15 protein-coding genes are annotated in these 16898 nt (G+C 51.6%); all 15 read right to left on the bottom strand.

From position 1 onward, the window contains the following. Positions 1-55: 55 nt before the first annotated feature. Positions 56-1285, bottom strand: coding sequence for a polysaccharide biosynthesis protein (locus BN2762_RS02075; RefSeq protein ID WP_230202404.1), 1230 nt, complete (start codon positions 1283-1285; stop codon positions 56-58). A 238-nt stretch (positions 1286-1523) separates the two neighbouring features. Beyond that, a complete protein-coding gene (spoVT, locus tag BN2762_RS02070) occupies positions 1524-2066 on the bottom strand; it encodes a stage V sporulation protein T (protein WP_055105393.1) in 543 nt (180 codons plus the stop codon). Positions 2067-2420: 354 nt separating this feature from the next. Further along, positions 2421-3572 carry a peptidylprolyl isomerase gene (locus BN2762_RS02065; protein WP_055105392.1) on the bottom strand — a complete coding sequence of 384 codons (1152 nt, stop codon included), beginning with the start codon at positions 3570-3572 and terminating at the stop codon, positions 2421-2423. Next, positions 3559-7083, bottom strand: a complete 3525-nt coding sequence (mfd, locus tag BN2762_RS02060; protein WP_055105391.1) for a transcription-repair coupling factor — start codon at positions 7081-7083, stop codon at positions 3559-3561. The genes BN2762_RS02065 and mfd overlap by 14 nt, the downstream gene beginning before the upstream one ends. Before the next feature lie 148 nt (positions 7084-7231). Next, complete coding sequence (locus tag BN2762_RS02055; protein ID WP_055105390.1) at positions 7232-7462, bottom strand: anti-sigma-F factor Fin; 231 nt, start codon at positions 7460-7462, stop codon at positions 7232-7234. A 148-nt stretch (positions 7463-7610) separates the two neighbouring features. Next, the gene (gene pth / locus BN2762_RS02050) at positions 7611-8171 is read right to left on the bottom strand and encodes an aminoacyl-tRNA hydrolase (protein ID WP_055105389.1); all 561 of its coding nucleotides are present in this window, start codon (positions 8169-8171) and stop codon (positions 7611-7613) included. Between the two features lie 905 nt (positions 8172-9076). Then, positions 9077-10030: a ribose-phosphate diphosphokinase gene (locus BN2762_RS02040; protein ID WP_055105514.1), complete on the bottom strand. Its 954-nt coding sequence runs from the start codon at positions 10028-10030 to the stop codon at positions 9077-9079. A 210-nt stretch (positions 10031-10240) separates the two neighbouring features. After that, positions 10241-11641, bottom strand: coding sequence for a bifunctional UDP-N-acetylglucosamine diphosphorylase/glucosamine-1-phosphate N-acetyltransferase GlmU (gene glmU, locus BN2762_RS02035; RefSeq protein WP_055105387.1), 1401 nt, complete (start codon positions 11639-11641; stop codon positions 10241-10243). A 123-nt stretch (positions 11642-11764) separates the two neighbouring features. Next, positions 11765-12049: a septation regulator SpoVG gene (gene spoVG / locus BN2762_RS02030; protein ID WP_055105386.1), complete on the bottom strand. Its 285-nt coding sequence runs from the start codon at positions 12047-12049 to the stop codon at positions 11765-11767. A gap of 186 nt (positions 12050-12235) precedes the next feature. Then, positions 12236-13063, bottom strand: a complete 828-nt coding sequence (gene purR, locus BN2762_RS02025; protein WP_055105385.1) for a pur operon repressor — start codon at positions 13061-13063, stop codon at positions 12236-12238. 70 nt (positions 13064-13133) lie between these two features. Beyond that, the gene (gene ispE / locus BN2762_RS02020) at positions 13134-13988 is read right to left on the bottom strand and encodes a 4-(cytidine 5'-diphospho)-2-C-methyl-D-erythritol kinase (protein ID WP_055105513.1); all 855 of its coding nucleotides are present in this window, start codon (positions 13986-13988) and stop codon (positions 13134-13136) included. Between the two features lie 190 nt (positions 13989-14178). Continuing rightward, positions 14179-14355, bottom strand: coding sequence for a small, acid-soluble spore protein, alpha/beta type (locus BN2762_RS02015; RefSeq protein WP_055105384.1), 177 nt, complete (start codon positions 14353-14355; stop codon positions 14179-14181). Between the two features lie 165 nt (positions 14356-14520). Further along, positions 14521-14799 (bottom strand): biofilm formation stimulator Veg, encoded by a 279-nt coding sequence (gene veg, locus BN2762_RS02010; protein WP_055105383.1) that lies wholly within the window; start codon positions 14797-14799, stop codon positions 14521-14523. A 249-nt stretch (positions 14800-15048) separates the two neighbouring features. Continuing rightward, a complete protein-coding gene (gene yabG / locus BN2762_RS02005) occupies positions 15049-15945 on the bottom strand; it encodes a sporulation peptidase YabG (protein WP_055105382.1) in 897 nt (298 codons plus the stop codon). Positions 15946-16009: 64 nt separating this feature from the next. Next, positions 16010-16894 carry a 16S rRNA (adenine(1518)-N(6)/adenine(1519)-N(6))-dimethyltransferase RsmA gene (gene rsmA, locus BN2762_RS02000; protein WP_055105381.1) on the bottom strand — a complete coding sequence of 295 codons (885 nt, stop codon included), beginning with the start codon at positions 16892-16894 and terminating at the stop codon, positions 16010-16012. Between the last annotated feature and the right edge of the window lie 4 nt (positions 16895-16898).

The following is a 16898-nucleotide window of genomic DNA, read 5'->3' as shown; positions in this document are numbered from 1 at the left end:
ACGGCTAGCGTCTCGTGCGTACTCGCCGCTGTCCGTATCTGGTCTGTTGTCCAGTCTAGGTCTGTAGCTGATGCACACCGAGCCCCTGCAGCAGGGCCGCGGTTACGGTAACGAGCGCGCCGGGCGCCGCCGTCCAAGCGATCCATGCGAGCGTCGCACTGCCCGTGGCGTCCTCGTACAGCATCACATTGATCGGCCGCGCCAGCAGAGCTAGACCTGCGGATGCGGCAAGGCCGATCAGCCAGAACCAGCGCAGCGCCAGCATCATCTGCCGCCGCATCCCCTCCCGGTCGTTCTTCATACGAAGCTCCGTCAGCGCCGGAATGAACAATACCGACAGGGAAGAAGCCAGCATTGTCACCAGCTGAACGAGCGGAACGCCCCGATTGTAGACGCCAACCTCTACCATCGCTTGCAGCTCGTCCGCTCCCCGGCCTTGCAGCAGCCTCGGCAGCGTAAAGGTGTCGACCAGGCTGATCAGCGGAATGGCAAGCGCGGCAAGACTAACGGGAACCGCATAAGCCAGCATCGGCGCAAGCAGCTTCGTTCCTTTTTCCCAGTAAGCATTCTCCATCTGCCCAGGCTCTTTCTTATCTTCATTCTTTCGGCTAGATGCTGCCGATCGCTGGACGAAGCCGCGGCGCCAATAGATCAGCATAACGAGCAGTCCCGCCGCGCCACCTGCAGCCGATCCGGCAAAAGCTCCGCCGGCAATGACATCATCCGCAGCGCCGAGCCCCGTCCAATAGAGGAGCAGGACGATCATCACCGTCACGCGGACCGCCTGCTCAGTGACCTGGGAAACCGCCGTCGGCACCATGTCCTGCAGCCCTTGGAAATAACCGCGGAAAGCAGCGCTTAGCGGAATAAACAGCAGCGCAGGCGCGGCACTTCGCAGCGCCGGGATCAGCTGGCTGCTGCCGATCGCCCGTGACAGAAGCGGAGCCCCGAAATACAGCAGGGCAAAGCCTGTAATCCCGAGCAGCCCCATGACTAGGCTGGCCATCCGAAGAACGGACCGCTTGCCAGCCTCCGTTCCCAGCACATCCTGTTCGGCAATGAATTTGGAGACCGCTGCCGGGAATCCAGCCGTAGCCAGCGTAACAATCATCATGTAAAACGGATAGACGGTATTGTAAATGCCGAATACCCCGTCCCCTCCGATATTTTGCAGCGGAATTTTCTGCAGCGTACCCAGCAGCTTGGTTACTATGGCGGCCAAGGCCAGGACAGCAGCCCCCTTCAGCAGCTTGGATGAACGGGATCCGGTTGTATCGTCTTTCATAAGCACCCTACTTTATATTCGAAATGTGCATCAGGTACCATTATAAGACGATTCCGATCTCCGTTAAAGCTGAGGGCAGCGGAATACCGACAAGCTCCCGTGCATGGGCCCGTACAGCACGCGGAATAACTTCCACATTTTAGTTAATTCAACAAACCTAAACAAACAAACTCCCGCCTGTCATAACGGCGTATTACCGTTTGCAGCAGCGGGAGATGATCAGCTTTCAGGACAAAAATTACTGCTCCATTTGCTTGCCGAGAAAGCCTGCGGCCGTCTCTGCCATTTTCGATTCAAGCTCCGACATCTTTACGGATTCATCCTTGTTCATCAATACCACGGTACCGATCGGATCGCCGCCCGATATAATCGGAGCGATAACAAAGGAGGAAATATTCTCAGGATGATCCTTATTAATTTCATAACTTCCCGTGTTTGTCTCAAGCAAGATTTTACGCCCATCCATGCTGCTTTCCAGCAGCGAGCTGATCTGCTTGTCCAGATACTCCTTCTTGGAGGCTCCCGCCACCGCGATAAGTGTATCCCGGTCAGAAATAAGCGTAATATGGCCCGTGCTCTCATACAAGGACTCGGCGTATTCCTTGGCGAAATCGCCTAATTCGCCAATCGGGGAATACTTTTTCAAAATCACTTCACCGTCGCGATCCACGAAAATTTCGAGCGGGTCCCCTTCGCGAATCCGCAAAGTGCGGCGGATTTCCTTAGGGATAACCACCCGTCCAAGATCATCGATACGTCGTACAATTCCAGTAGCTTTCATATCACATGTTGCCCCGCTTTCTTAAGAAGTTTTGACTACTGTCTGATGAATATTCCTTACCCCTCGGTGTGTAATTCCAAAAGTCCGCGATAGCGCAGACGGCTTGCATTCCCTTGCTTCAAGCAAGTTTGCTGGCGATTTGTGTATATGATAAAGGGATCTCGGCTTCTGTGATTCTGACCATAGTATTCATCCCTTTCCAATACCTTATTCATTCGATTTGTACTTAAAATCAGCTTGAATTCCCAATTGGGAAAAGAAAGCAGCGCGATTCACTTCGCGCTGCCGCCTTGAAAAGGAGAATTAGAAAAAGCATATGGCTTTCCTCTAAAAAAACAGAAAACTTGAATTTCCTTACTTCGTACTGGTCGCATTCCCGCCGGTTTTCTCGCTGTTAGCCGCTCCGGCATTTCCGCTGTTGCTGCCAGACTCCTTGCTTGTTCCTTCTGGTTCTGTGCCAGCGTTGCCTTCGCTTGCCGATGGTGCCTCCGCTCCGCTGTCCGTTTCTGTGTTGTTCTCCACCTTAGGCAGGTCGATCTTCTTGATGATCTTGTCCAAATCCTTCTCCATGAACTCGTCGAGCTTATTCGATCCGATCAAGTTCTTGATCATATCTTTTTCCTCTTCGGTTAAATCTCCGTATTCCTTTTCCGTACGCGATTCAACCCGCATGATATGGTAGCCGTAATCCGTCTCGACAGGATCACTGATTTCGTTGATCTTGAGAGTCCGCGCTTTCTCTTGGAACTGAGGCACCCATTGCGTAACTAAGGCATCTTTATACAATCCGCCGTTGTCGATATTTTGCTGCCCGTCATTGGAGTATTCCTTAACCAGCTTGACGAAATCCTCGCCTTTATCCAGCTTGGCCTTAACTTCCTTCGCCAGCTTCAGGGCGTCTTCCTTGCTGCGTTCATTGCCTTCTCTATCGGTTAGTCCGATAAGAATATGGCGAACGGATGCGGTTGTGTAATCATCCTTCGTCGCCTCGAATTCCGTCTTGATGTCTTCCTCCGTAACTCCGGCTGTCTGGCTAGTGACTACCGTGAAAATGCGGATCATGTAATTCTTCAAATCATCTTCGGTGATCTGCTGGGTATCCAGCATTTGCTTGAACGCCTCGTCGCCCATTTGCGTCTTGATCGCCTTCAGCTGATCCTCCGCTGTCTTCTTGCCTTCCTTCTTCGCTGCATCGTCCGCTTTGCCGGACAAATATTCATAGGTGATGGCCTGCTTAACCAAGAACTCCCGGAAATCGTCCAATTCCAACAGTTGCGCCATCTGTGGCTGAAGTGTCTTCATGATGCGCAGTTCCAGATCGAATTCCTTCTCGGTGATCTCGCCGCCTTCATAGGTAGCGACCACTTTACCTGAACTGCCGTTATTTGCTGCTTCCTTATTCTTGTTGTCATCCTTCTTGCCGCATGCGGCCAGCATGGAAACCGTCAATACCGCAACCATGGCGATAACAAGCGTTCTCCAGGAACGTGCTTTACTTCGAGACATCTTGTAGTTCCCCTTTCAATTTGAACGAAACCTTCAGGGCCTCAAGGAATTGCTCCAACAAACCCATCAATGCTTTATCGTCCAATTCCTTGGTTTTGATTCGGATCAGCATTCCCGAACCCTGATTAAATTGTACACGCCTTCCGAACAGATTTCCAACTTCCGCAAGCTTCGCCGGAATAATGTCCTTCTCGCGGCCCTCGAGGAACTTCAAAATAACCTCGTCGCCCCGGCGAGTGATGGACTCTATGCTGTAGATTCTGCCATACAGCTTAACCCGTGCTACGGACAACAGATTTTCTACCGCCTCCGGCAATTCGCCAAACCGGTCAAGAAGCTCGTCCTCCAGCTCGGCAACGTCTTCAAACGAGGCAGCTGATGCTGTTTTTTTATAAATCTCGATCTTTTGAATACTATCATAAATATAATCAGACGGTAAATACGCATCGATGCCAAGGTCGATCGTCGTATTCCAGGTCTTCTCCTCAGGCGCAGCCTCGCCCAGCATCTCCACCTTGCGCTTCTGAATTTCCTCAGCCAGCATTTGGGAGTACAGGTCAAAGCCTACGGAGGCGATAAATCCGTGCTGCTCGGCGCCTAGCAGGTTCCCTGCCCCGCGTATGGACAGGTCTCTCATGGCGATTTTGAACCCGGAGCCAAGCTCCGTAAACTCCTTAATCGATTGCAAGCGCTTCTCCGCGACCTCCGTCAAAGACTTGTCTCGCTGATAAGTGAAGTAAGCGTACGCGATCCGGTTCGAGCGGCCAACCCTTCCGCGTAATTGATAGAGCTGAGACAGTCCCATTTTATCGGCATCATGAACGATGAGTGTGTTTACATTCGGGATGTCCACCCCGGTCTCAATAATGCTCGTGCTGACCAGAACGTCGTATTCGCCATCGAGGAAGTCCAGGATGGTTTTCTCCAGCTCCTGCTCCGACATTTGGCCGTGGCCTACGCCTACTCTAGCCTCCGGAACAAGCATCGATATCTGTGCGGCCATCTCCTGAATGCCTTGAACGCGGTTGTACAAGTAATAGATTTGGCCACCCCTCGCCAGCTCCCGCTCAATAGCCTCGCGTACAAGTGCCTGGCTATGCTCCACAACGTACGTCTGAACAGGGAAGCGGTTCTCCGGAGGCGTCTCGATAACTGATAAATCCCGAACGCCGAGCATGGACATATGCAGCGTTCTGGGAATCGGCGTTGCCGTTAGCGTCAAGACGTCGACATTCGTCTTCAGCTTCTTGAGCTTCTCCTTATGGGTAACGCCAAAACGCTGCTCCTCATCGACAATAAGCAGTCCCAAATCCTTGAATATCACATCCTGGGACAGGAGACGATGTGTGCCGATCACGATATCCACCGTCCCCTGCCGAACACCCTTGATCGTCTCGTTCTGCTCCTTACGGCTGCGGAAACGGCTTAAGGTCTGTATGTTGATCGGATAACCCGAGAATCTTTCGCGAAAGGTCTCATAATGCTGCTGAGCCAATATCGTCGTAGGCACCAATACAGCAACCTGCTTGCCCTCTATGGCGCACTTGAAAGCAGCCCGAATGGCGACCTCCGTCTTGCCGTAGCCGACGTCGCCGCATAATAGCCGGTCCATGGGACGCGGCTGCTCCATATCCTTCTTGATCTCCTCGATGGCCCTAACCTGATCGCGCGTCTCCTCGTACGGGAACATCGCTTCGAACTCCTGTTGTTCGGGAGTATCCTTCTCGAATTTGTAACCCGGAGATGCCTGGCGATCGGCATATAGCTTGATAAGATCGTCAGCGATATCCTGTACCGAGGAGCGGACCTTGTTCTTGACTCTCGTCCATTCATTTCCGCCCAGCTTATATACTTTAGGCTCTTTGTCCTCGGAGCCTACGTATTTCTGGATTAAATCGATCTGCTCGATCGGCACGGACAATTTATCGCCGCCCGCGTACATAATATGCATGTAGTCCTTATGGATGCCGCCGACCTCCAGCGTTCCGATGCCGAGATATTTCCCGATCCCGTGATTCTGGTGAACGACGTAATCGCCAACCTTCAGCTCGGTATAGCTTTTGATTCGCTCGGCATTATCCATGCTTTTCGTGACTTTACGCGCCTTGCGCTGCTTCTTGGAGAACATTTCCCCTTCCGTAATCACGACCAGATGCACCGAAGGCAGCTCGAACCCCGACTGCAGGTTGCCTTGCAGTAAGGTAGGCTCATCAATGCCATAATCGAGCAGCACCCGCCGCATCCGCTCGATGCGATCCTCGCCGTTAGCCAGCATGATCACATTCGCTCCGCTCTTCTTCCATCGGTCCATCTCTGCTTTGAGCACGTTCATTTGACCATGAAAGTCCTGCATCGCCCGGCTCACGAAGTTGATGATATTCTGCGGCTGCACGTGAGGCACCTGTCTTAGGAACAACGACAGGAACAGCGTTTGGAACGGACGGCGGTAAAGAACCTGGTCCACCTCCATGGCAAGCGGCAGATCAGGCAGGCTTTTGCCATTCTGGAACAGATGCAGATGCCACTCCGCTTCATCCCGCTCCAGCTGCTTAGCCGTCTCCAGCAGCCGGGCCGGCTCGTCCAGAATCAGCAGCGTATCGTCTTCCATGAAGTCATACAGCGTTTTGTTCTCCGGATATATGAGAGAGATATACTTATAAATCTCAGGAAAATAAACCTGTTCACGCAGCAGTTCGATTTCTCTGGAAATTTCCTCTTTCAATCTCTGCTTGGCCTGACGGTCGGTCATTTTCTCCAGCTGCTGCTCCAGCCGTTCCGACACGGCCTGGGCTGCATTGGATAGACGCTCACTGGTGGCAATAAGCTCCTTGCATGGAGGAACCGATACATGCTTCACCTGATCGATAGAGCGCTGATCCGCCGGATCAAAGGTACGAATGGAGTCCACCTCATCATCGAACAGCTCAATCCGATAAGCCAGCTCCGCCGTAAGCGGATAGAAGTCGATAATTCCTCCACGGATGCTCATCTCTCCACGGGATTCCACCCTTTCTACCCGTTCATAACCCAGCTCGACCATTTTATTCAAAAAATGATCCAATTGGAGCGTACCGCCGAGAGAAATGTCTAAATGTGCGGCTGCCATCGTCTCCGGAGAAGGGATGAATCTGCGAATGCCGGAATAAGGCACCACTACAATCCCCCGGAATCCCTGGGAGCATTTCAGCAGTACCTCAATTCGCTGCGCCAGCGTCTCAGGGCTGGAGACCGCCGATTCCGCTGCAACGAGCTCGTTGGCCGGATACAGCAGCACCTCCTCGGACGATAGCGCTTCCTGTAAATCCTCTGCGATTTTCTGGGCAGCAAACATGTTATGGGTGACGACAAGGAGCGGACGCCCGGTTTCCTTGTACATCGAAGCCAGCATAATTTGTTTAGACGATCCGGACAAGCCGGAAATCAGTTGTTCCTTCATTCCCGAATTTACGCCTGCCACGGCTGACGCAAAATCCGAGTCTTTCGAAAAAGCTTGTATAAGTGCTTGTAGCAAATGAGGCACCTCTCTTAAAATACTTACTCAAAATCTATGTCTGTCGCGCCCCCGCCTGGGGACTCGAAGCAAAAAGGAGCCTCAGCAACCGTGCCAAGGCTCTATTCAATCTCCATCGATGTGTACCTGCGCTGTTTGTTCCGCCTGGTCATTGCAGCGGGCTGTTAAGCAGTGTCAGCTCCGGATGATTCGATAGCGCCTCTGCGCAATAATCGCAAGTAACGCGTACCGTCGTATCGCCGCTCGAATCATACGCTATTATATCTCTCCGCTCATCGGGGGTCAAGAAATGGAAGCCGAGCTGCGCTTCGGATACGTCAGTGGCTTCAATCCGGCCAATTTGGGTGCGGCAATGTCTGCATACGTAATTTACTGCCATCTATATGCCTCCTGAAACATCATTATACCTTCAGTATGTCCCGGATCATGGTCATTTAGCCGTACGATTACTCCCATTCCGTCTTAAGATCTACTGAATGTTCCGCTTCAGTGCAAAATAGATATATATTCTGGATTAACTCTGTTGATCAACGATTAAATTTAGCCATCGTCTGCTCAAAGGTATGATCCAGGCTGAACTCCAGTGCATCGCATGCCTCTTGAATCGAATTGTCGAGCAAAGGCTTCTCCTTCTTGGCAAAAGGAGACAGAACATAATCGACGATCGCATACCCCGGCTCCGGCCTGGAGATCCCCATGCGAATCCGGTTGAACGTTTGCGTTCCCGTATGCTGAATAATCGACTTAATCCCGTTATGGCCGCCGGCGCTTCCTTGGTAACGAAGCCGGTTCCTGCCAATTTCCGTATCCAGGTCATCGTATACGACGATCATGTCCTCCAAGCTGACTTTATAATAATCCATGAAGGCCCGAACCGCTTCTCCGGATAAATTCATGTAGGTCATCGGTTTAATGAGCGCGACCTTCTTCCCGCCGATTAAGCCGTCCCCGACGAGGGCCTTGCATTTGCTTTGGCGGATATCGATGCCATGCCTCTTGGCCAGCTCGTCCAACGCCATGAAGCCGATATTATGTCTTGTTTTCTCATACTGGGCTCCCGGATTGCCGAGGCCTACGATCCATTTCATGATTGTACTGTACTCCTTTCGGTGGGTCTCAACCCTCCCAAACCCTCCCTTACCGTAAGGGAGGGCCCCCAGGGCTTGCAGCCCTCGGGACTCCCGCAAACTGGAGTAACGTAGGAGGTGAAGAGGTGCTCCTGCCCGCTGTCCCCTTCGGGGATGCGCTCTGCTTTTGGTGCGTGGAACGCTTTTCCCCCTTCGGGTACGTCTTACTTTGGGCTCACCCGGGCAACCTGGAAAACATGCTGCGGAATGGGGGCAGGTTAGGTGCTCCCGGGCTGCATTGTGCTCTGAGCCGCTTGCCGCCCTGACGGGCCCGCTCTACGTCCCTGCTCCTGCAGAGGGAGGTGACTGTAACTTCGTGCCTTGCGCGTGACTCCCTGCTAGGAGACGCTCTCCCTGCGGGATTCGCTTTTCTTCGTGACTGCTTCGTGCCTTATGCGTAACTTCCTGCTGGGAGACGCTCTCTCTGCGGGATTCGCTTTTCTTCGTGATTGCTTCGTGCCTTGCGCGTGACTCCCTGCTAGGAGACGCTCTCCCTGCGGGATTCGCTTTTCTTCGTGATTACTTCGTGCCTTGTGCTTGACTCCCTGCTGGGAGACGCTCTCCCTGCGGGATTCGCTTTACTTCGTGATTACTTCGTGCCTTGTGCGTGGCTTCCTGCTAGGAGGCGCTCTTCCTGCGGGATTCGCTTTACTTCGTGATTGCTTCGTGCCTTATGCGTGGCTTCTTGCTGGGACACGCTCTCCCGGCGGGATTCGCTTTTCTTCGTGACTACTTCGTGCCTTATGCGTGGCTTCTTGCTGGGACACGCTCTCCCTACGGAGATTCGCTATTATATTAACGTAAATACGCCGATAAGGGTTACATCTTCCATCTGGGAAGATGTAACCCCCGAATAACAAGGAATCTTATTCGATTTCGAACAGTTTGCTGATGGAGAGCTCCTCATGGACGCGAATAATCGCTTCTCCCATCAGCGGAGCGACCGACAACACTTTAAGCTTGCTCGTTGGATTCGGATGCGTAATTGGAATCGTATCAGTAACCACAACTTCCTTCAGCGGAGAGTTCTCCAGACGTTCCATCGCCGGACCAGACAGCACAGGATGCGTACAGCAAGCGTATACCTCTTCAACGCCGCCCTCTTTCAAGGCGTTGGCGCCAAGAACGATCGTACCGGCCGTATCGATGATGTCATCTACGAGGATAGCGGTCTTGCCCTCAATATTACCGATGATGTTCATCACTTCACTGACATTTGGCTCGGGACGGCGCTTGTCGATAATTGCGAGCGGCGCATTCAGGAAATCCGCCAATTTCCGGGCGCGCACCACTCCGCCGTGGTCTGGAGAGACGACGACCGGATTCGGAATTTGCTTCGAACGGAAATATTGGGCTAGAATCGGCACGCCCAGCATGTGATCAACCGGAATATCGAAGAAGCCCTGAATCTGCATAGCATGCAGATCCATTGTAATTACACGATGGGCCCCGGCTTTCTCGATCAAATTGGCGACAAGCTTCGCCGTGATTGGGTCGCGGGAGCGGGCCTTCCGATCCTGGCGCGCATAGCCGTAATACGGAATAACCACGTTAATGCTCTTGGCTGAGGCCCGCTTCAAGGCATCCACCATAACGAGGAGCTCCATCAAATTATCGTTGACCGGTGCGCATGTGGATTGCACGATATAGACGTGGCAACCGCGAACGCTCTCGGACAGCTTCACCTGAATCTCTCCATCGCTGAAGCTTGTCGTTTCCGAGTCTCCCATCGGAATACCGATATAATCCGCAATTTGATGCGCCAATTTGGGATTAGAGTTACAGGTGAATATCTTCAATTTGGAATCACAATAAGTCATAAAATAAAAACCCTCCGTGCTGTTATCGATAGTTAAAATCGATCTGGTCATTAAAATGGTTACTGCGTTCAATCCATTGCGGCATGCTGTCATGCCGTAACTGCTGTCAATCCAGATTCCTCGGCTCATGCTTCATGAACACATACTTATATATTACACTATCTTGCTATGACATTACTAATAGACGTTGTTCACTTTTGTGAACGGTAGTCAGGATTGCTTCTCTCTATCGCGCTTGGCCTTTGCCCGGGCGCGAAGCTTCTCGGCATATCCCGCCTTGTTCTCCTGCCGGTTTCTGGCGATGGCCAGGTCATTATCCGGAACGGAATGCGTAATGGTTGAGCCTGCAACGACATAAGCGCCCTTGCCGACCTTCACCGGAGCGATCAGATTGACATTGCTGCCTACGAACGCATCATCCTCGATTTCGGTAATAGACTTATTATAACCATCATAATTGACGGTTATCGCACCGCAGCCGATATTTACGTTTTTGCCGACCTTGGCGTCTCCAATGTAGCTCAAATGCGATACCTTGGAGCCTTCGTCGATCGAAGCGTTCTTGATCTCTACGAAATCCCCGATTTTGACCTGGGCTCCAAGCTTTGCGCCTGGACGCAAATAAGCGAAAGGTCCAACGGCAGACTCGCTGCCTACTTCGGCATCCATGAGTACCGAATGCTTTACCTTTGCGCCATTGTGGATCTGACAATTATTGATATCGGCTCCTGGACCGATCACGCAGTCCTCGCCGATGACCGTATTACCCGATATCGATGTCCCCGGGTGCAGGACGGTGTCCGGCCCGATTTGAACATCCGCTCCGATATACGTCGATTTAGGATCGATAATGGTCACGCCGTTCAGCATATGCTTCCGGTTGATTCTATCCCTCATAAACTGCTCTGCTTCGGAAAGGGCCAGACGGTCGTTAACTCCGATTGATTCGGCATAATCCTCCGTCATATAGCCTTCAACAATCTCACCGGAATTCACGAGAATGCCGATGACATCCGTCAGATAGTACTCCTGCTGGGCATTGTTATTCGTTACCTTGCCGAGAGCGGCAAACAGCTTCGCATTATCAAAACAATAAGTTCCTGTGTTGAATTCCTTGATCGCATCTTCTTCCGGAGAACAATCCTTCTGTTCTACGATCCGCACAACAGAACCATTCTCCCCCCGGATAATCCGGCCATACCCCTGCGGGTGCTCAGTCCATGCCGACAGCACGGTAGCCGCTGCTCCGCTCTTCGTATGCAAAGCGATAAGCTCCTCCAATGTCTCTGGCTTCACGAGCGGGGTATCTCCGCAGATGACGATGGTAATGCCTTCTTCATCCTTGAGCAGCGGTTCTGCTTGTCTTACAGCATGACCCGTGCCCAGCTGCTGCTCCTGCAGCACATATTCTGCCGACGTTCCGAGATAAGACTGTACTGCATCTGCACCGTGGCCTACCACCACAATACTTCGCTCACAATTGATTTGCTTTACCGTGTCGAGAACATGTCCGACCATCGGTTTGCCGCAAACGGGATGAAGCACTTTGTAGAGCTTGGACTTCATGCGCTTCCCTTGTCCTGCAGCAAGTATAATCGCTAATCTTTTCAAGGCCCGGCCTCCTTCTCTTGAACTCATTACTGAATATATCTTATTTAAGGCAAAAAGAAAAGAGAGCCATGTATCATGGCTCCCTTTTCTTCGAACCCCAATTGGTTAGACAAAAACCAGTACTTAAGCCCCTTCTTCGATAACTTCTTCTTGTTCAGCAGCACGTTCGTATTCAGCCAATACTGCAGCTTGAATCTTCTCACGTGTGCCGGAAGAAATTGGATGCGCGATATCCCGGAACTCCCCGTCCGGTGTGCGCTTGCTAGGCATTGCTACAAACATTCCATTGTTTCCGTCGATGACGCGAATGTCATGAACAACAAACTCGTTATCGATGGTAATGGACGCAATTGCCTTCATTCTTCCTTCCGAGCTGACTCGGCGGAGCCTTACATCCGTAATTTGCATATGTGTTCACCACCTTTTTCCATCAGGGACTTGGTGTAATATTCCACATAGCCAACGGAAATCCTCCTTTTTTATGGAACAAAATACCCTAAATTCAGGAATTTTTTTGAAATCATGAGATTTTCGACATGATTCGTTGGGAATACTGCCTATTTTTGATAAATCGACAAAGACAGCAGCCCATTTTTAAATGGAAAAATAATTGCCAGGCTCGACTTTGAGCTCCTTCCCTTTGGCATCCACCACGGTAAGCTTGGCCAAGGAAGCATAGTCCTGGAGTAATCTCTGCTCTGACTCGATTTCGCCGGATTCTACCAGCACGCCTACGCCAGCTACCTTCGCATCGAACTCGGCCAGCAGGTCCACCATCCCCTGGATCGTCCCCCCGGCCTTCATGAAATCGTCCATGATGAGAACCCTTGATTTCTCTTTGAGCGCGCGGCGAGACAGGGTCATCGTATGCAGGCTTTTGTGAGAACCGGATACATAATTGATGCTAACGGCTGAGCCTTCCGTAACCTGATGGTCCCGCCTCACGAGCACGACTGGTAAATTTAGCTCAGCCCCTGTGGCATAGGCCAGCGGAATGCCTTTGGTCTCCACGGTCATAATGCAGTCGATCTCGCGGTCGGCAAAAATAGTCGCGAACAGCTTGCCAGCCTCATTCATCAGTGCAGGTTGACCTAATAAATCAGACATATACAAATAACCGCCCGGCAAAATGCGATCCGGCTGCGACAGCTTCTCGCATAGCTGGCTGATAAAGGCAAGAGCGTACTCTTGGCTTACCTTAGGGATATATTTAACCCCTCCGGCAGCCCCGGCCAGGGTATGCAGTTCCCCCGTGCCCTCGCTTTCAAATACTTCCTTGATGATCGCCAGGTCCTCGCTGATTGAGGATTTGGCTGCTCCGTAACGTTGTGCAAAAGTGGTCAGCGGTATCAAATGATGGGGACGTGACAATAGAAATCGCGTCATTTCCACCAATCGAGCGCTTCTTTTTAATTTTTTCACGAAGTACCCCTCTAAATCCGAATATTTTAATGAAAATATTACACGTTTGTACGTCTTTATTCAAGTCTTCCTAAGTAAGCAGGCGAACAGCGTAGACCTCTTTACAAAATCCACGCAGCCCGTTATAAATCCGGGGTACCTTGGATTCCTTGGAAATCAGGCCAAAAACGGTAGGTCCGCTTCCGGACATCAGCACGCCGTCAGCCCCGAGCTTCAGCATCGTTTCCTTCAGGTGCGATACCTCAGGGTAGAGCTTCAAGGTCACTTCTTCCAGTACATTGCCCAGTTCCCCGCATACCTCTGAAAAAGACGAGCGTTCAATTGCCTGCCGCATGCGATCCGCCGAAGGGTGTGCCATGACTTGGTCACTGCGGAAGCGTCCGTAAATCTCTGCCGTCGATACGTTAATGGGCAGCTTCGCTAGTACGACCCAGCACTGCGGCGGGTTGGGAAGAGGGGTCAGCTGCTCTCCGCGCCCTGTAGCAAGCGCTGTCCCGCCCGTAATGCAGAAGGGGACATCTGAGCCTAATTCAGCGCCTAGCTGCTTCAGTTCCTCTACCGGGATCTTCAGATCCCATAGCCGATTCAAGCCGCGAAGCGTGGCTGCCGCATCACTGCTGCCTCCAGCGAGGCCTGCGGCAACCGGAATATGTTTATCCAAATGAATGTATACGCCGCTGCGGACGTTATACCGCTCTTTGATCAGCTTAGCTGCCTGGAAAGCCAGGTTCTTCTCATCCAGCGGAATATAACCGGCCTGACTCGAAATAATGATTGTGTCCCGCGAGAGAGCCTCCATTTCCAGCCGATCAGCCAAATCCACCATGGTCATGATCATCTCAACCTCATGGTAGCCGTCCGGTCGTTTATGCAATACGTCCAGCATCAAATTGATTTTTGCCGGAGCTTTCTCGTAAATCTTCAAGGCGTACACCACCCTCAGCATGTCCATGGAATCATTTCTCATTGTTATCGAAGCAATAACGTTTACCATATTATAAAATTAACTGCGGCCTGCGTCTATTGCAGACGTCAAATCTATGCCAGGTGTACGCCTATATTCTGCATATGTTAACAAACAAAGGGCCTTCCCGGATAAGGAAAGCCCTTGTTGATTATTGCCGCGCCGCCGCACGCTCTGCCAGCTCGATCGCCCTTTTCACCATATTGCCGGCATCCTTCGCTTTAATTCCTCCCCAGCCTTCCTGCTGGACGGTGTCATAGAACCCCAGATCCTTGGCAAGCTCCACCTTCAGCTCTTCCGACATTATACTGCGCCGTCTTCGCCCCATGGCTTGTCCCTCCTTACGGAATGATGGATGTAGGAACATTCGATAGTATGTACCGTTCACAGTCCTTCATACGGCGAAATACCTTCCATGGAAATCCCGGAACGGGTCAAAAAAAACGGCCCCGCATAATTGCGGAAGCCGTCTACGAACTCATCATGATGCTCACTATTTAATATACGTAATCCGCATCTCGTTGTCGTTATTGTCGTCACAAATCATCACTTCAACGGATTCGGTAAGTATATCGGCATAACTGTAAGACACTCTCTTGAAGGTCTGTTGCTCTTCATCCAGTTTCACGATAAAGACAGATGGATATGTCTCTTCCAATACGCCGGTACGTTCGACGGTCTTACGGCGACCACCGTTTGCACGCAGCATAATTTTCTGTCCTACGTAAGCGTCGAGACTATGCTTAATTTCCGACAGCGTATTTTTAGCCATTGCCTGTGACCACCTTCTTTCTTTGTCCATTATACACGAAAGGGATCACCATGTCAAACTGAAATAAATAATTATATCAGTCATAAAAAAGTGTTGTCAACGATTTTTTTTCGACATCTTTTTGATTTCCAGCTTATTCGAATAAAAAACAGGAAATTTGGCATTTTTCGGCTGTTTTTGACCCTCCCTAAAAATAAAAAAGCACCTTACGGTGCCTATTTCAAAAAAGGATATACCATCGCAGCAGCCTTACATGGACGGCACTACCTTCAGGGTCGATAAATCCTTGAACTTCGGCAAGCCGATCCGATAGCTGCCCCGTGTCTCAATTCCGCCTACGCCCTGTGTGCCGCTGATCGTATTGTTTAGTATGTCGATCATGTTAATGGTATCCCGAATCGAGGTAAAAGAGACCTTCGCCGCAATATAGACCGGATCAAGCGCGTGTATAAGCACGCGGGAGGGCGAGCTGGCGAAATTCGCGCCAGCCTGCAGCAAAGCCTCATAATGGGACTGGCATGCCCCGGCAATAATGGTCAGCGCATCGAAATTCCATTCGTACTGCCTGGCTGCCTGAACGGCCTCCACAAAATGGCTGGAGTTCTTATAGCTCGTCAAATTGTAGAGATCCGCTTGCGGCCGGTTCTTAAGCACGCCATCATGTCCTGTGATAACGACAATATCCGGACGAATGCTCGGAAGGAGGCGGTACAAAGCCGCCGCCATCTGCGATTCGTTTACATAATAGCCGTGGGCTGGAACCCGGAGCTTCTCGTATAAATCAAGACTCTTCTTCAGATAACGCTCATCTCCGTCCAGATGCAGGACCTTGCCCGGAACCTCGAAGTAGGACGGTTCGTTCTGCGTGTACCACAATTGACTTAGACTGGCCTGATTGCGCTCGGTTTGCTCCTGCCTGTCGCGGTGCAGCCGCTTTAGCGATTCCGTGGCCTTAATTCGTGCTCTCTTTGCCTTCTCCGTTGGCGAAGCAGGGTCAACCTTAACGAGATCATGCAAAGGGGCATCCGCCAGCAGCCGGAATTCCGTCCCCTTAATCATGGCTTCATTGCGCTGTATGCTCTCTACCCGGAAAGTGACGTCCCCGCCGTACGATTTCCGGACGACCAAGTCTCCCAAATTCGTCAAATGAATCACCTCTACCCTAAGGTATGGGCGAAAGCGGGGATTGGTTACAGCCAAAAGCATTTATTTAAGGCTTCAGGCCGGCCGAAAAAAACACGTTGCTGAGCACAGCATATTCCTGGAGAGACAGCGTCTCAGCCCGGCGGCTCGGCTCTATGCCCGCCTCAGCAAGGAGCTGCTCCAACCGCTCGCGGCCCTCCTTCGGAAAGAAGCGGCTCTTCAGATTATTGGCAATCGTTTTCCTTCTTTGGACAAAGGATGCATGCACGACATCGAAGAAGAAGTCCTCATCCTCTACCGAGACAGGCGGCTCCTTTCGCACACTTAAACGGATGACTGCGGACTCTACATTCGGCTGAGGAATAAACACCGTATGCGGCACGATGCAGACAAGCTCCGGCTCGCTGTAATACTGCACGGCAATGCTGAGGCTGCCATACTCCTTACCGCCAGGGGAAGCTGCCATGCGCTCTGCAACCTCTTTCTGGATCATCACGACGATATGCTCCAGCGGCAGACCTTCCTCCAGCAGCTTCATCAAAATCGGCGTAGTCACGTAATAAGGCAAATTCGCTACGACGCTGACACCGGACACGTCTGCGAACTGCCGTTCAAACAGCTCGCGTAAATTAAGCTTAAGCACATCGCCATGTACGACCTCGACATGCGGATAAGGCTCCAGAACCTCCTCCAGAATCGGAAGAAGCCTCTGGTCGATCTCCACGGCCGTCACCTTGCCTGCCTGCTGTGCCAGCTTCTCCGTCAGCGCACCGATGCCCGGACCAATCTCCAGTGCTCCCTTGGACTTGTCCAGTCCAGCTGCTTCGATAATCTTGGCTAATATATTCTGATCGATCAGAAAATTCTGACCGAGGCTTTTCTTAAACGAGAATCCATGCCGCTGAATAATTTCCTTCGTTCGCCGCGGCGTCGATATATCTTCTCTGCTCATGCCA

It is taken from the genome of Paenibacillus ihumii (assembly GCF_001403875.1).
Classification (GTDB): domain Bacteria; phylum Bacillota; class Bacilli; order Paenibacillales; family Paenibacillaceae; genus Fontibacillus; species Fontibacillus ihumii.
Note: the sequence above shows the minus strand (reverse complement) of the source record. Positions and strands in the feature narration are given on the sequence as shown.

Coding starts and splice junctions, on each gene's coding strand:
- BN2762_RS02075 (WP_230202404.1), bottom strand. CDS start 1,285: ATGAAAGACGATACAACCGGATCCCGTTCATCCAAGCTGCTGAAGGGG.
- spoVT (WP_055105393.1), bottom strand. CDS start 2,066: ATGAAAGCTACTGGAATTGTACGACGTATCGATGATCTTGGACGGGTG.
- BN2762_RS02065 (WP_055105392.1), bottom strand. CDS start 3,572: ATGTCTCGAAGTAAAGCACGTTCCTGGAGAACGCTTGTTATCGCCATG.
- BN2762_RS02055 (WP_055105390.1), bottom strand. CDS start 7,462: ATGGCAGTAAATTACGTATGCAGACATTGCCGCACCCAAATTGGCCGG.
- pth (WP_055105389.1), bottom strand. CDS start 8,171: ATGAAATGGATCGTAGGCCTCGGCAATCCGGGAGCCCAGTATGAGAAA.
- BN2762_RS02040 (WP_055105514.1), bottom strand. CDS start 10,030: ATGACTTATTGTGATTCCAAATTGAAGATATTCACCTGTAACTCTAAT.
- spoVG (WP_055105386.1), bottom strand. CDS start 12,049: ATGCAAATTACGGATGTAAGGCTCCGCCGAGTCAGCTCGGAAGGAAGA.
- BN2762_RS02015 (WP_055105384.1), bottom strand. CDS start 14,355: ATGGGGCGAAGACGGCGCAGTATAATGTCGGAAGAGCTGAAGGTGGAG.
- veg (WP_055105383.1), bottom strand. CDS start 14,799: ATGGCTAAAAATACGCTGTCGGAAATTAAGCATAGTCTCGACGCTTAC.
- rsmA (WP_055105381.1), bottom strand. CDS start 16,894: ATGAGCAGAGAAGATATATCGACGCCGCGGCGAACGAAGGAAATTATT.